The 15,100-nt window shown below is 69.0% G+C and carries 12 protein-coding genes; 10 read left to right on the plus strand and 2 right to left on the minus strand.

The window, feature by feature from the left end; all coding sequences use genetic code 11:
- Positions 1-213: 213 nt before the first annotated feature.
- Positions 214-2,010 (plus strand): serine hydrolase domain-containing protein, encoded by a 1,797-nt coding sequence (locus G4D83_RS02335; protein WP_163862186.1) that lies wholly within the window; start codon positions 214-216, stop codon positions 2,008-2,010.
- 70 nt (positions 2,011-2,080) lie between these two features.
- The gene (gene queD, locus G4D83_RS02340; protein WP_163862189.1) at positions 2,081-2,479 is read left to right on the plus strand and encodes a 6-carboxytetrahydropterin synthase QueD; all 399 of its coding nucleotides are present in this window, start codon (positions 2,081-2,083) and stop codon (positions 2,477-2,479) included.
- 4 nt (positions 2,480-2,483) lie between these two features.
- Here the strand turns inward: queD and G4D83_RS02345 are convergent, their stop codons facing one another.
- Complete coding sequence (locus G4D83_RS02345; protein ID WP_163862192.1) at positions 2,484-3,194, minus strand: SDR family NAD(P)-dependent oxidoreductase; 711 nt, start codon at positions 3,192-3,194, stop codon at positions 2,484-2,486.
- Complete coding sequence (locus tag G4D83_RS02350; protein ID WP_163862195.1) at positions 3,191-3,685, minus strand: 6-pyruvoyl trahydropterin synthase family protein; 495 nt, start codon at positions 3,683-3,685, stop codon at positions 3,191-3,193. The genes G4D83_RS02345 and G4D83_RS02350 overlap by 4 nt, the downstream gene beginning before the upstream one ends.
- 100 nt (positions 3,686-3,785) lie before the next feature.
- Here G4D83_RS02350 and G4D83_RS02355 point away from each other — a divergent pair, with 100 nt between their 5' ends.
- The 8 genes from G4D83_RS02355 (at position 3,786) to G4D83_RS02390 (ending at position 15,082) form a co-directional block, all read left to right on the plus strand.
- Positions 3,786-5,165 (plus strand): hypothetical protein, encoded by a 1,380-nt coding sequence (locus G4D83_RS02355; protein ID WP_163862198.1) that lies wholly within the window; start codon positions 3,786-3,788, stop codon positions 5,163-5,165.
- Positions 5,166-5,563: 398 nt separating this feature from the next.
- Complete coding sequence (locus tag G4D83_RS02360) at positions 5,564-6,754, plus strand: efflux RND transporter periplasmic adaptor subunit (protein WP_163862202.1); 1,191 nt, start codon at positions 5,564-5,566, stop codon at positions 6,752-6,754.
- Positions 6,751-9,936 (plus strand): efflux RND transporter permease subunit, encoded by a 3,186-nt coding sequence (locus G4D83_RS02365; protein WP_163862204.1) that lies wholly within the window; start codon positions 6,751-6,753, stop codon positions 9,934-9,936. The genes G4D83_RS02360 and G4D83_RS02365 overlap by 4 nt, the downstream gene beginning before the upstream one ends.
- Before the next feature lie 164 nt (positions 9,937-10,100).
- A complete protein-coding gene (locus tag G4D83_RS02370; RefSeq protein ID WP_163862207.1) occupies positions 10,101-10,955 on the plus strand; it encodes a serine protease in 855 nt (284 codons plus the stop codon).
- A 141-nt stretch (positions 10,956-11,096) separates the two neighbouring features.
- Positions 11,097-11,696 (plus strand): cysteine hydrolase family protein, encoded by a 600-nt coding sequence (locus G4D83_RS02375; RefSeq protein ID WP_163862209.1) that lies wholly within the window; start codon positions 11,097-11,099, stop codon positions 11,694-11,696.
- Between the two features lie 69 nt (positions 11,697-11,765).
- On the plus strand, positions 11,766-12,620 hold the full coding sequence (locus G4D83_RS02380) for an ion transporter (protein ID WP_163862214.1): 855 nt from the start codon (positions 11,766-11,768) through the stop codon (positions 12,618-12,620).
- Positions 12,621-12,736: 116 nt separating this feature from the next.
- Positions 12,737-13,633, plus strand: a complete 897-nt coding sequence (locus G4D83_RS02385; RefSeq protein ID WP_163862217.1) for an NAD-dependent epimerase/dehydratase family protein — start codon at positions 12,737-12,739, stop codon at positions 13,631-13,633.
- A 147-nt stretch (positions 13,634-13,780) separates the two neighbouring features.
- On the plus strand, positions 13,781-15,082 hold the full coding sequence (locus G4D83_RS02390) for a PQQ-dependent sugar dehydrogenase (RefSeq protein WP_163862220.1): 1,302 nt from the start codon (positions 13,781-13,783) through the stop codon (positions 15,080-15,082).
- Positions 15,083-15,100: the final 18 nt, after the last annotated feature.

A 15,100-nucleotide genomic window follows, 5' to 3' on the forward strand; every position in this document is an offset into this window, starting at 1 on the left:
CGCGCCCCGGGCACGAGCAGCGCCGTCTTCCCGCCTGCCCCCCGGCGGGGCGACCGGCCGTCCTGGCCTCCTGAATCATGGCCCCGGAGGATAGCCCGAGGGGCCTCGTCCCGCCCGGGGACATTCGCGCCCGCGGGTGGCAATCGTCGTGAAGGCCCCAGCGTAGGAACTCGCGTGGTGAACCCCCTCGCCCGTCCCTCAAGGAATCACGCCATGCTCTCCACGGCCCACGCCTCCCTGGGCGCCCTGCTGGCGCTGCTCGTGTTGCCCTCCTCCTCGAAGGCCGCGGAGCCCGCGAAGGCCGCCGTCGTGGCCCCCAAGGCCGAGGCCCCCGCTGACACCGCGTCGAGCCTGGTCGGTATCTGGGCAGGGGAGCCCGTCTTCGGGCCGGAGGTCCAGGGCGAGCTGACGGTGTTCCGCGACGGCGACACGTGGCGCGCGCGCATCGGCGGCTATGAGGCCCCCGGGCGTCTGGAGAAGAACCAGCTCACGGTGACGATGCCGGGAGGGCAGGGGACGTTCCGGGGCGTCGTCGGCGCGGACGGCAAGCTCATCCGAGGCCACTGGGTGCAGCCGCGCGTCGTCATTGGCGGCGTGCAATACGCCACGCCCGTGGAGCTGCGCGCGCTCCAGAAGGGCGTGTGGCGGGGCGGCGTGACGCCGTGGGCGGACCGCTTCACCCTGTACCTCGTCGTGTACAAGCGGCCGGACGGCACCATCGCGGCGTACTTGAAGGACCCGGAGAAGGGCTTCGGCCGGCAGTTCGCGTTCAACGTCTCCATGCAGGGCAACGCGGTGAAGCTGACGGACCCGCGCGGCCCGACGACGCTGGAGGGCACCTTCGACCCGCGCTTCGGCCGGCTGACGGTGCCCATCCTCTTCCTGGGCCCCATCAATTTCACGAAGAAGGAGCGGGAGCAGGCCGTGGGGCTCTACCCGCGCACGCCGGCGCCGGGGGCCTATTCCTACCGTCCGCCTGTCGCGGAGCAGGATGGCTGGGCGACGGCCTCGCTCGCCGACGTGGGCATGGACCCCGCGCCCATCATCGCGCTGATGCAGCGCATCCTCGACGCCGAGCCGGGCCCCACGCCGGGGCCGCACATCCAGGGCGTGCTCATCGCGCGCAAGGGCAAGCTCGTCGTCGAGGAGTACTTCCACGGCTTCGACAAGGAGCGCCTTCATGACCTGCGCTCCGCGGCCAAGACGCTGGCGCCGATACTCGTGGGCACGGCGATGGAACAGGGCGCGAAGCTCGCCCCGGAGACGCCCGTCTACTCGTTGTTCCCCGCGTACAAGAGCGCCGCGCCCGCGGACCCGCGCAAGGCAACGCTCACGCTGGAAAATCTGATGACGATGACCTCGGGCCTGGACTGCGACGACGACAACGACGAGTCCCCCGGCAACGAGAACACCCTCCAGGAGCAGGAGGGAGATTGGTACACGTACACGCTGGATCTACCCATGGGCCGGGCGCCGGGAGAGCCGCAGGCGGTGTACTGCACCGCGGGGATGAACCTGGTGGGCGGCATGGTGCGCAACGCGACGGGGACATGGCTGCCCGAGCACTTCGCCCGCACCGTGGCGGAGCCCCTCCAGTTCCGCCGCTACGCGATGAACCTGATGCCGGATGGCGAGGCGTACCTGGGCGGCGGCCTCTACGCGCGCCCTCGTGACGCGCTGAAGCTGGGGCAGCTCTACCTTTCGGGCGGCGTGTGGAACGGCAGGCGCGTGGTCAGCAAGCGCTGGGTCGAGCGCTCCATCGCCCGGCACTCGGTGATGAGCCCTGACCGCACCTACGGGTACGCGTGGTGGCGTCACGAGCTGCGCGTGGGCGAGCGCGTGTACGCGGAATACGAGGCGGGCGGCAACGGCGGCCAGTACGTCATGGTCATCCCCGAGCTGGAGCTGACGGTGATGTTCACCGGGGGCAACTACGGCCAGTTCAACCTCTGGAAGACCTTCCGGGAGGAGCTGTTGCCCCGCTACATCCTGGCGGCCGTGCGCCGGTAGGCAGGGGTGGGAGCCCGGCCTGCGTCTTGGCTCGACGCCCGGAGGCAAACGTGGGTAGAAGGCCGGTCCAATGGAGCCCGTCTCGACGAAGAAAGCCGCGCTGGTGACTGAAATCTCGAAGGAGTTCACCTTCGAGGCCGCGCACCGTCTCCCCAACGTCCCCCCCGGCCACAAGTGCTCGCGCGTCCACGGGCACAGCTACCGCATCGAAATCACCGTGCGCGGACCGGTGGACCCGCACTTCGGCTGGATTGTCGACTTCGCGGAGCTGAACGCCGCGTGGCAGCCGCTGCACGCGCTGCTGGACCACCGGCTGCTCAACGACGTGCCCGGCCTGGAGAACCCCACCAGCGAGCTGCTCGCCGCCTGGGTCTTCGAGCGGCTGAGCTTCGCCACCGCGCGCGTCGTCAAGCTGCGGGTGTCGGAGACGTGCACCTCGCAGTGCACCGTCTACCCGGCCGAGGGCTGAGCCCTCAGGTCTCCACCTGTCCCAGATTGGCGTGGAGCACCGCGCCATTCACGGTGGGCGTGGTGGCGCAGAAGTAGAGGACGTTCGCGATTTCGTCCGGAGTGATGAGGCGCCCGAAGGTCGACTTCGCGGAGATGATGGCGGCGCGCTTCGCGTCGTCGCCCAGGTGCTCTCGCAGCATCTCCGTGTCGGTGAAGCCCGGGCACACGCAGGCGGTGTGGATGCGCGTGCCCGCGAGGTCCTGGCAGGTGGAGCGCATCAGCCCCACGAGCGCGTGCTTCGACGTCACGTAGGACGCGTTGCCCCTCACGGCCTTCTCCGACAGCGTGGAGCCCACGTAGAGGATGGATGAGCCGTCGCCCAGATAGGGCCGCGTCAGCCGGTTGAGCACGGCGGGCGCGACGACGTTGACCTCCAGCACCCGGCGAAGCTGCGCCGCCGTCAATTCCAGCGCGTCGTCGTGGTCATAGATGGCCGCGTTGTGCACCAGGCAGACGCGGTGGTCTTTGGCCTGTCCCGCGGTGTCCCGCAGCGCGGCCTCCACGCGAGGCTCCCAGTCGCCGGAGCCCAGGTCCACGCCCAGGTCCACGACACCCGGCACGTGGCTCGGCTGGCGCGCCAGGTTCAGCACGCCCCAGCCCTCCTTGCGAAAGCGCGCGGCCAGCGCCTGGCCGATTCCCCGGCTGGCGCCAGTGATGATGGCCTGGTCCGTCATGACGCCTCCCACTCCCAGGAGGACGACTGGCCGGGGCCCGAGGAGCACTTCACCACCAGCCGCGTGACGCCGTCCTTGCGCAGGGCGGAGCCGTCTCCCAGCAGCTCCTCGCCGAAGACGCGCGCCAGCTCCTCCAGCGTCACGTTCTCCACCGGCAGCACGGTGATGTCGCGCGCGAGGAAGCGCAGCTCCTCCCCGTTGAAGCGCGCCAGGACATCGCCCTTCGCGTCCCGCTCCAACTTCAAGAAAGGGGACCTCTCCGGAAGGAAGAACGTCTCGTTCCAGGCGCGGCAGCGGGCGATGATGGTCTGCTTCAGCGGGCCGTAGTCGGAGAGCATCCCGTTGTCGGCGACCTCGCCCGTCAGCGCGACATAGACGGTGAAGTTGTGGCCGTGCAGGTTCTCGCGGTGCGTCGCGGAGAAGATGGTGAAGTGCCCGGCCGAGAACTTCATCTCTTCCTTGTAGAGCTCCAGGGTCGTCGTGCGTGGCATGAGCAGGCGTGGGGTTAGCATCTGCCGTCGCCGCCGGGAAGTCTCGCGCCCCGGGACGTCCTGGCTCCGCCCGGGGGAAATGAGCGATTCTGGAAGGCCCATGCTCCTGCCCCTGCTCACCCTGGGTGTGTTCCTGTCCGCCAAGCCGCCCGCGGACGAGAAGGTCTTCACCCCGTGCCCCGCTTCCGCGCCCGAGGAGTGGACGGCGGCCCGTGAGCGGCTGCTCGCCCTGGATGCGAGGCTGGAGGCGCTGCCGGACGACGGTGACGGGAAGCTCGGCGTGTCGGCCCTGCGCGAGCTCTTGATGTCGCGCTGCTTCGAGATGAGCCGGGAGGAGCCCGAGCCCGTCCCCGAGGACGTGCCGCTCCTGGGCTTGAAGACCTGGTGGAAGGAAGGGGGACGGAGCTGGGTGGAGTCCTACCTGGAGCTGGGCAAGCCCGGCACGCGCACGGTGGTGCTGCCGCCCGAGGCCCGCGACGTGCTGACGCTGGAGACCGTGAAGCCGGACCACCGGCTCGCGGGGATGCTGTGCTCCTCCAAGGACGCGGCCTGCGCGAAGGAGACGGAGGCCTGGTCCGGGAGGATGGAGGCGTCCTTCCTGCGAGAGCTGGAGCGGAAGGCCGACAAGGCGGAGGCGAAGTTGGAGGCGGAGGCTCGCAAGGCCTGCGTGAACGACGCGAAGCCCCGGCCGAAGCGCTGGCGCTACACGGCCTGGCGCTCCTGTGAGGGCGGGACGAAGTCCTTCGAGAAGGTGCTTCCGGTGGTGCGGCTCCGCGCGCCGACGGAGGGCTGGCTGGTGCTGCGGGGCCGCCGGGGGCACTACTCGTTCTGCGACGAGGTGCGCGCGTACCACCTGGAGACGGGCGCGGCCTGGGTGTCGCAAAGCTGCAGCAGGCTGTCGCTGTACGAGGACGCGGAGCGCATCGGTCGCGTGGATGTGGAGACCACCCAGGCGAACCGTCGTCCCCAGGTGACGGCGGGGGCCCTGTCGCGAGAGCTGCTGCGCGAGCTGACGTGGGTGCTCCTGCTCGGCGAAGAGGGCATCTCCGTGGAGCGCGCCCGCCCGGTCACCCGCACGGTGCCCGCGGGCTATGCCATTGAATGGCGGGAGCGGCCCTCGGGCATCACCACCATGGCCGGGATGGGAGGCGGCTCCATGTGGTTCCACAGCGGGCAGACCCATCTGAGCTGGACCTGGTTTCCTCCCGCGAAAGGCGAGCCGCTCACGGGCGAGGTGACGTGGCCCGAGTCCGCCGACCCCGCGGAGAACCACGCGGACGAGTTGATCGTGGCGCTGGAGGAGACCTTCAAGCCTGGCTGCCCGTCCAGCCCCGCGCCCGTGGACCTGCTCGACTTCACGCGTCCGGCCGGCGTCAGCGCGGTGGATGCCCCCGAAGGTGTCGACCAGGAGCAGGACGAACTGCTCACGGCGCTGCGCGACTGGAAGCCACCTCCGGGGTGCTCCGCCACGGGCAAGTGACCTCCCACCTCGGACCGGCCGCTTCAATTTGCGTTGCGCGTCAGGGCCGGGGGCAATTAGTAATGGGCAATGTTGCAAATTACCTCCGCGGTGAGGCGTGCTCCGCCTCGGGTGTCCCATTCCTCGGGACGCTGTTGTCGTTCCTCGTCTCGCTAACACCCCACCGGTCCTCGCGCGGAGGGCCGAGCCCGTCTCCAGGCTCGGCGCGCCGCAAGCCCGGCTCCTGAGTCAGTCCCAGACACATCCACATCCTGTCTTCCGGCGGTGACGCACCGACTGGCCGGGAGAAGTGCATTCAGTCGTTCCCCTCCTGTTTCCCACGGGCCGCCGGAGGCGCAATCGCGGGCATGCGAGCGCCACCGGTGTGTCCGACCCCTGAATAGAAGTTGGAGTCAGCCATGAATTGGAGACGTGCAGCGGTGGGAGGGGCTCTGGCCCTCCCGCTGGTGGTGGGTGGTCTTGTGCTCGCGCGAGACGAGGGCTCGGACGCGCAACAAGGAGGAGGGCCCGCGAAACCGGCGGCGGCGCCCGTCGTCGTGGCGGAGGTCGTCACCCGGCAGGTGGCGAACAGCGCCGAGTTCACCGGCACGCTCGCGGCGGTGCAGAGCGTGGAGCTGCGGCCTCGCGTCGGTGGCTATATCGACGCGGTGCGCTTCGCGGAGGGCGGCCTCGTCACGGCGGGGCAGGTGCTGTTCCAGCTCGACGCGCGCACCTTCGAGGCGGCGCATGCCCGGGCCCAGGCGGACCTGCGTCAGGCCGAGGAGCGGCGCACGCTGGCGGAGAAGAAGTTCGAGCGAGGGGAGAAGCTGGTGGCCGAGCAGGCCATCTCCCGGGGTGACTTCGACGTGCTGGTGGCGGAGCGCGCGGAGTCCCGTGCGCGCGTGGAGTCCGCGAAGGCGGCGGCCCGCTCCGCGGAGATTGACCTGCAGGACACCCGCGTGCGCGCGCCCGTCAGCGGCAGGGTGGGGCGGGCGCTGGTGACGGCGGGCAACCTGGTCAGCGGCGGCAGCGCCAACGCCACGCTGCTCACCACCATCGTCTCGGTGGAGCCGTTCTACGTCTACTTCGACGTGGACGAGGCGACGTACCTGCGCTTCGCGGGCACGGCTTCGGGAGCGCGCGGCAAGGACGGGCGCGTCAACGCGGTGCCGGTGCGCGTGGCGCTGACGGGTGAGGAGGGCTTCCCCCGCGAGGCGCGGCTGGACTTCCTGGACAATCAAGTGGCGACGGCGACAGGGACGGCGCGAGCGCGCGCGGTGCTGCCCAACTCCGACGGGAAGCTGACGGCGGGCCTGTTCGCCCGGGTGCGACTGGAGACGGGCGCGGCGCATCCCACGCTCCTCATCCAGGACCAGGCGGTGGGGACGGACCAGAAGGGGCGCTACGTGCTCGTCGTGCGTCCGGACCAGACGCTGGAGCAGCGGCGCGTGGAGCTGGGGACCACCGAGAGCGGGTTGCGCGTGGTGCTCAAGGGCCTGTCGACGGGTGAGCGCGTGGTGCTCAAGGGCATGGCTCGGCCGGGCATGACGGTGGCGCCCACGGTGGTGGCCATGGCCGGCTCCGAGCATGCCGAAGGGGCGCGGCCGTGAAGTTCGCGCACTTCTTCGTGGACCGGCCCATCTTCGCGGCCGTGCTGTCCGTGCTGCTGCTGATTGGCGGTGGCCTGTCGTTGATTCAGCTTCCGCTGAGCGAGTACCCGGCCGTGTCACCGCCCACGGTGGTGGTGCGCGCGGCCTATCCGGGCGCGGACCCGGGCGTCATCGCGGAGACAGTGGCCGCGCCGCTGGAGCAGGAGATCAACGGCGTGGAGGGCATGCTCTATATGTCCTCGCAGGCGACGAGCGATGGCCGGGTGGCCGTCACCGTCACCTTCGCGATGGGCGTGAATCCGGACACCGCGCAGGTGCAGGTGCAGAACCGCGTGGCCCGAGCGATTCCGCGCCTGCCGGCGGAGGTGCAGCGGCTGGGTGTGCTCACCGAGAAGTCGAGCCCGGACCTGCTGATGGTGGTGCACCTGGTGTCGCCCGACGGGACGCTGGAGCCGCTCTACCTCTCCAACTACGCGGTGCTCCAGGTGCGCGACGTGCTCCAGCGCGTCCCCGGCGTGGGGAGCGTCAACGTGCTGGGCGCGGGCGAGTACAGCATGCGCGTCTGGTTGGACCCCCGGTTGCTCGCCGCGCGCGGTCTCACGGCGAGCGACGTGGTGGGCGCCATCCGCGAGCAGAACGTGCAGGTGGCGGCGGGTGTCATCGGCCAGCAGCCGGATGAGAAGTCCGCCTTCCAGCTCACCGTCACCACGCAGGGCCGGCTCACGGACGAGGAGCAGTTCCGCGACATCGTCGTGAAGGTGGGCGAGGGCGGGCAGGTGACGCGCCTGCGCGACGTGGCCCGGGTGGAGCTGGGCGCCAACTCCTATTCGGTGCGCGCCCGGTTGGACGGGAAGCCGGCGGTGGCCATCGGCATCAGCCAGGCTTCGGGCTCCAACGCGCTGGACGTGTCCGCGGGCATTCGCGCGCGGATGGATGAGCTGAACCACGCGTTCCCCGAGGGCATGGAGTACCGCATCGCGTATGACCCGACGCTCTTCGTGCGCACGTCCATCCGCAACGTGGTGACGACGCTGCTGGAGGCGGTGGTGCTGGTGGTGCTGGTGGTGCTGCTGTTCCTCCAGACGTGGCGCGCCTCCATCATCCCGCTGGCGGCGGTGCCCGTGTCGCTGGTGGGCACGGCGGCGGTGATGCACCTCTTGGGCTTCTCGCTCAACACGCTGTCGCTCTTTGGACTCGTGCTCTCCATCGGCATCGTCGTGGACGACGCCATCGTCGTGGTGGAGAACGTGGAGCGGCACATCGCCCAGGGCGTCAACCCCAAGGAAGCGGCCCGGCGGGCGATGACGGAGGTGACGGGCCCCATCATCGCGATTACCTCCGTGTTGTCGGCGGTGTTCGTCCCCACGGCGTTCCTCGGCGGACTCACGGGTCAGTTCTACCGGCAGTTCGCATTGACCATCGCCATCTCCACCATCCTCTCGGCCTTCAACTCGCTGACGCTCAGTCCCGCGCTCGCGGGCGTGTTGCTGCGCGGGCACCACGGGCCGAAGGACGGCCTCACGCGCTTCATGGAGAAGGCGTTCGGCGGGTGGCTCTTCCGTCCGTTCAACCGCTTCTTCGACAAGGCCTCGGAAGGGTACGTGTCGCTGGTGAAGCGGGTGGTGCGCGTCAGCGGGATGGCGCTCATCGTGTACGGCGGCCTCCTGCTCCTGACGTGGCTGGGCTTCAACAAGGTGCCGGCGGGCTTCGTGCCGATGCAGGACAAGTACTACCTGGTGGGGTTGGCGCAGCTTCCTCCCGCGTCGTCGCTGGAGCGCACGGACGACGTGGTGAAGCGGATGTCGGACCTGATGCTGGCGGAGAAGGGCGTGGCGAACGTGGTGGCCTTCTCCGGCATCAGCATCAACGGCTTCGTCAACTCGCCCAACTCCGCCGTCGTCTTCGCGATTCTCGACGACTTCGAGAAGCGCAAGGCGGAGGACATGTCGGCGAACGCCATCGCTGGCCGTATCCAGATGAAGCTGGGCGGCATCCAGGAGGGCTTCGCGGCCGTCTTCCCTCCGCCCCCGGTGCCGGGCATGGGCTCCATGGCGGGCTTCAAGCTCCAGGTGGAGGACCGCGCGGGCCTGGGTCCGGAGGCGCTCTACGCCGCCACACAGGCGTTGGTCCAGAAGGCCTCGGCCGAGCCCCAGTTGATGGGCCTGATGTCGAGCTTCGAAATCAACGTGCCGCAGCTCCAGGCGGACGTGGACCGGGTGAAGGCGAAGCAGCAGGGTGTACCGCTGGGCTCGGTGTTCGAGACGCTCCAGATTCACCTGGGCTCGCTGTATGTGAATGACTTCAACCGCTTCGGGCGCACGTACCAGGTGAACGTCCAGGCGGACGCGAAGCACCGCATGGAGCCGGAGGACATCGGCCGACTCCAGGTGCGCAACCCGCAGGGCGGCATGGTGCCGCTGGCGTCCCTGGTGACGGTGAAGCCCTCGTTCGGGCCGGACCAGGTGCTGCGCTACAACGGCTATCCGTCCGCGGACATCAACGGCGCGGCGGCGCCCGGCGTGAGCACGGGACAGGCGGTGGCGGCGATGGAGCGCGTGGCGGCCGAGACACTGCCGGCCGGCATGGGCTTCGAGTGGACAGACCTGACGTACCAGGAGAAGCTCGCCGGCAAGGAAGGCCTGTTCGTCTTCCCGCTCGCCATCCTGCTGGCCTTCCTCATTCTGGCGGCGCAATACAACAGCTGGTCGCTGCCGCTGGCGGTGTTGCTCACGGTGCCGCTGGCGTTGCTCAGCGCGATTGCCGGAGTGTGGTTCGTGGGTGGGGACAACAATATCTTCACGCAGATTGGCCTCGTGGTGCTCGTGGGCCTGGCGGCGAAGAACGCCATCCTCATCGTCGAGTTCGCGCGGGCGCAGGAAGACGAGGGCATGGGCGTGGTGCAGGCGGCGCTGGAGGCGTGCCGGCTGCGGCTGCGGCCCATCCTGATGACCTCCATCGCCTTCATCATGGGCGTGGTGCCGCTGGCGCTGGCCACGGGCGCGGGCGCGGAGATGCGCCAGGCGATGGGCGTGGCGGTGTTCGCGGGCATGCTCGGCGTGACGTTGTTCGGGCTGGTGCTGACGCCCATCTTCTACATCGTCATCCGCAAGTTCGCCCTGCGCGGGGCGGAGCGGGAGGCCCCCGTGATTCCGGCGGGGGCGACGGGCGCGGAAGGCCACTGAGCCGAGGGGCCGTGACGTGTCAGGTGGCGACCTGGACCGCGCCTGACACGTCAACGGCTCGACTCAGCCCGGGGCTCGCGTGCGGCTTCCCTCGAAGCCGTCCCTACCGCGCGCGTGGTCTTCGGCTTGCACAAGGTGCCTCGAACTTGAAATCCGAGGGGTCGATGCGCTTCGTGCTGGGAGTCGTTGTCGCGGTGGGGCTGGTGGGCTGTGGTGGTCCGGAGGTGCAGGGCGTCGATGCGGTGGAGAGCATCGGCCAGGAGATTGTCGGAGGCGTGGAGGCGCGCCCGGGGAGCCACCCCTGGATTGTCAGCATGCAGCAGTACGGGAGCCACTTCTGCGGCGGCTCTCTCATCCGGGTCAGCGCGACGAAGCAGGAGTCGGACATCATCGTCACGGCCGCGCACTGTGTCTATGACGGCACGTCGAGTCTAACGGTCTCCGCGGGCATTCACGACCTCATGCGTCCCGGGGCGGGTACCCAGACGGTCCGAGGAGTGAAGACTGTCTACCATCCGGCCTACGACCCGGACACGACGATTAACGACATCGCCGTCGTCAAGCTCGAGAAGCCCCTCAAGTTCTCCTCCACGGTCCTGCCCATCCTGCTCCCGCTCGCGGGAGAGACCGTCTCGGACAACGCCGAGGCGACAGTGGCGGGGTGGGGCCTGACACGCGAGGGCGGATATGACACGTCCCCTGTCCTGATGCAGGTAGGGGTCCCCACCATCCCGCATCAGCTCATGGTGAATGCCTACCGCTCTCAAGGTATCCACATCGATCGCTACGCGATGCTCGGGGCGGGGTACTCGCAGGGGGGCAAGGACGCCTGCCAGGGCGACAGTGGGGGACCGCTCTTCATGCTCGGAGCGCAGGGCAAGCCAGTGCTCCAGGGCATCGTGAGCTTTGGCGTGGGCTGCGCGAGGCCCGGCCTGCCCGGCATCTATGCCCGGGTCTCCAACTACATCCCGTGGATCAACACCCAGGTTCGCCTCCTGAGCGTCACGGCGAGGCTGTAGTCCGCCTGGACGTGCCGCGTTCGAGCCCGTGGCTCCCTGGGGGACTGCTCAGTCGCCCGGGCCGTGGCTACCTTGAGGCGCCGGGAGGTGCCTGTGGCCAAGCCGGGCCCGCAGTCCGGGAAGAGGTCGCGCTCGAAGCCGATGAGGGGCTCGGACACCGCGCTGCTCATCATCGACGTCATCAACGACCTGGACTTCCCCGGGGGAGAGCACGTGCTCCCCTGGGCGTCGCGGATGGTGGAGCGATTGGCGCCCTTCGCCCAGCGGATGCGCAAGGCGGGGGTGCCGGTCATCTACGTCAACGACAACTTCAACCACTGGCGCAGCAACTTCCGGGACGTCTACCGGCACTGCACCCGGGCGGGCAGCCGGGGCCGAGGCATCGCCCGGGCCTTGCGGCCCCATGCCACGGACTACTTCGTCCTCAAGCCCAAGCACTCGGCCTTCTTCGCCACGTCGCTGGTTCCCCTCTTGGAGTATCTGGGGACGAAGAAGCTGCTGATGGCGGGCATCGCCACCAACCTGTGCGTCTTCTTCAGCGCCCATGACGCGCACATGCACGAGTACGACATCACCGTGCTGAGCGACTGCTGTTGCGCGGAGAGCGACACGGACCACGATCTGGCGTTGGACCAGCTCCAGCGCTTCCTGCGGGTCCGCGTGTGCAGGGCCGACGAGGTGAAGCGTGGAGGTCGCGTCCGCCGGCCCGTGCATCCCTCGAAGGGGTCCGGGCGTCTGTAACGGGGCTCAACCCACCCAGGGTGCGAAGCTTCTGCGTCCGGCCGCGGGTTGCGCCTAGACTGCCGCCCCGTGTCCAGGTCTTCCGAGCAGAGCCCCCAGGGTGGTTTCCGCGCCCGACTCCACACCATCATCTTCGAGGCCGATACTCCGGCGGGGAAGGCGTTCGACGTGGCCCTGCTTTGGGCCATCGTCTTCAGCATCGCGGCGGTGATGCTGGAGAGCGTGTCCTCCATCCGGGTCCGGTACGCGACCGCCCTGCAGGTGGCGGAGTGGTTCTTCACCGTCATCTTCGCGCTCGAGTATGTGCTGCGGCTCATCGCCGTGCGCCGGCCGCTGGACTACGCGCGCAGCTTCTTCGGGCTGGTGGACCTGCTGGCCATCCTCCCATCCTTCCTGAGCGTCATCTTCCCCGGTGCGCAGACGCTGCTCGTGGTCCGCGTGCTGCGGCTGCTGCGAGTCTTCCGGGTGCTGAAGCTGGGGCACCTGTTGGGGCAGGCGGAGGTCCTGCTCACCGCGCTGCGAGCGAGCCGGGGGAAGATCATCGTCTTCCTCGGCTTCGTGCTGACCGTGGACGTGGTCATGGGCGCCATCATGTATCTGGTGGAAGGGGAGCAGCACGGCTTCGACAGCATCCCGAGGTCCATGTACTGGGCCATCGTGACGATGACGACGGTGGGCTTCGGCGACATCACTCCCAAGACGGTGCCCGGTCAGTTCATCGCGTCGGTGTTGATGATCATGGGCTACGGCATCCTCGCGGTGCCCACCGGCATCGTCTCCGTGGAGCTGGCCGCCGCCACGAAGCAGCGTCCGGACACCCAGGCCTGTCCCGGCTGTGGCAAGCAGGGACATGACCTGGACGCGCGCTTCTGCAAGGCGTGTGGGACGGCGCTGGACTGGGCGCCCGCGAAGCCCGCCGTGTGAGCGGGACCGGGGTGTTCAGTGTTCACCGCGCGTCGGAAAACCCCGCCGGGGAGCGGCTTCATTCGTGAGCATGCTGTGCGCACGTTGAAGCTGTCCCATTCCCTGGAGACCTCGCGATGAACCTCTTCATCACTGGCGCCACCGGCTTCATCGGCGGCACCCTGGCGTTGGACCTGAAGGCCCGGGGGCATGTCATTCGCGGGTTGGTGCGCGACGACGCGAAGGGCAAGAAGCTGGCCGCGCTCGGCATCGAGCCAGTGCGCGGAGACCTGGACGACACAGCGTTGCTCACAGCCGAGGCCCGTCGCGCGGACGGCGTCATCAACGCGGCCAGCAGCGATCATGACCAGGCCATCCTGGCGTTGATTGAAGGCGTGCGCGGCTCCGGCAAGCCGCTCATCCACACCAGCGGCTCCAGCGTCATCGGCGACGACGTGAAGGGCGACGCCCTGTCGCCCAAGGTGTTCGACGAGGAGACGCCGTTCATCGTCGAGCCGCAGAAGCAGGCGCGGCATGCGCTCGACAATCGAGTCCTCGCCGCCGAGGGCGCGCGCGGCATCGTGCTGTGCAACACGATGATCTACGGCACGGGCAAGGGCCTGAGCCGGGACAGCGTGCAGATTCCTCCGCTCGTCGCCCAGGCTCGCAAGAGCGGGGTGGTGCGAATCGTCGGCAAGGGCATCAACCGCTGGTCCAACGTGCACCTGGATGATGTCACCACGCTCTACGCGCTGGCGCTGGAGCGGGCGCCCGCGGGGGCCTTCTACTTCGTGGAGAACGGCGAGGCGTCCTATGCGGAGATTGGCGAGGCCATCGCGGCGCGGCTGAAGCTGGGGCCGGTGCGGTCATGGAGCGTCGAGGAGGCCTCGCGCGAGTGGGGCGAGGGCCATGCGCGCTACTCGTTCGGCTCCAACAGCCGGGTGCGCGCGAAGCGGGCACGGCGCGAGCTGGGCTGGGCGCCGCGTCAGGACTCCGTGACGGCGTGGATTCGCGACGAGATGCCCGTCGACTGAGCGGGGGCATGGCTGTCTCCGCGAGGTGTCCTGGCGGATCGTCCACTTCCGCGCGTTGAGCGCATCCTTCTTCCATCCCGCAATGCACATCGGGTTTGCTGCGCGCCGTCAGAGCCTCGTTTCCATCCCAGCTCGCGGAGTGAGTCCATGCGTACCTTGTTGACGACCCTGGCCTGCACCACCCTCCTGTCTTTCGCGGGGGCCGCCCACGGGCAGGCTCCAGCCAAGCCCACGAAGCCGAGTGGCAACATGGCCCCCGGTGGCGCCGCGGGCAGCCAGCAGTCCGAGCCTCGCCAGGGACCGAATCCCACGGGCGCGCCCGTCGAGACGGCGCCGCCCAACGTGCCCGAGTTCAAGCCGGCCTTCCCGGGACAGACGCGCGCGCCGGGAGTCCAGTCGCGCACGCAGATTCAGGTCACCGAGGTGGCCAAGGGCTTCGACAAGCCGTGGGCCATCGCGTTCCTGCCGGACCAGCGCATGCTGGTGACGGAGAAGCCGACCGGGAAGCTCTTCATCGTCACGCAGAAGGGCGAGAAGTCGGCGCCGGTCGCGGGGCTGCCGCCCGTGGATGGACGCGGTCAGGGTGGGCTCCTCGATGTGGAGGTGGGGCCGGACTACGCGACGAGCGGCCTCATCTACTGGAGCTATTACGAACCGCGCAAAGGCGGCAACGGGCTCGCGGTGGCGCGCGCGAAGCTGGTGGATGGGGCGAAGCCCAAGGTCGAAGGCCTGAAGGTCATCTTCCGCATGGAGCCCACGCTGGAGTCGACGCTGCACGCGGGCGGGCGACTGGTCTTCGCGCCGGATGGGAAGCTGTTCATCACGCTGGGCGAGCGTTCGGTGCTCCCGGGCCGCGTCCAGGCGCGCGACTTGAAGAGCGACTTCGGGAAGATTGTCCGCATCAACCCGGACGGCTCCATTCCGAAGGACAACCCGTTCGTGGGTCGCAAGGACGCGCGCCCTGAAATCTGGACGTTGGGTCACCGCAACGTCCTGTCCGCGGCGCTCGACAGCCAGGGCCGGCTCTGGGAGGTGGAGATGGGACCGCGCGGGGGTGATGAGCTGAACCTCATCGAAAAGGGCAAGGACTACGGCTGGCCCACCATCGGCTATGGCGAGGAGTACTCGGGTGCGCCCATCCACAAGTCCACGCAGGGCCCGGGCATGGAGCAGCCGGTGTACTACTGGGACCCGGTGATTTCGCCCTCGGGCATGACCATCTACTCGGGGGACTTGTTCCCGGAATGGAAGGGCAACTTCTTCATCGGGGGGCTGTCGAGTCAGGCGCTGGTGCGGCTGGTGCTCAAGGACGACCGCGTGGTGGGCGAGGAGCGGTTGCTCAGAGATCTGGACGCGCGCATCCGCGAGGTCGTCCAGGGCCCGGAGGGCGCGCTCTATCTCCTCACGGATGATGATGACGGGAAGCTGCTCAAGCTGACGCCGCGCTGAGCGGCTGTCGGAGGCTCA

Origin of the sequence: Myxococcus eversor, from assembly GCF_010894455.1 — a bacterium.
Classification (GTDB): domain Bacteria; phylum Myxococcota; class Myxococcia; order Myxococcales; family Myxococcaceae; genus Myxococcus; species Myxococcus eversor.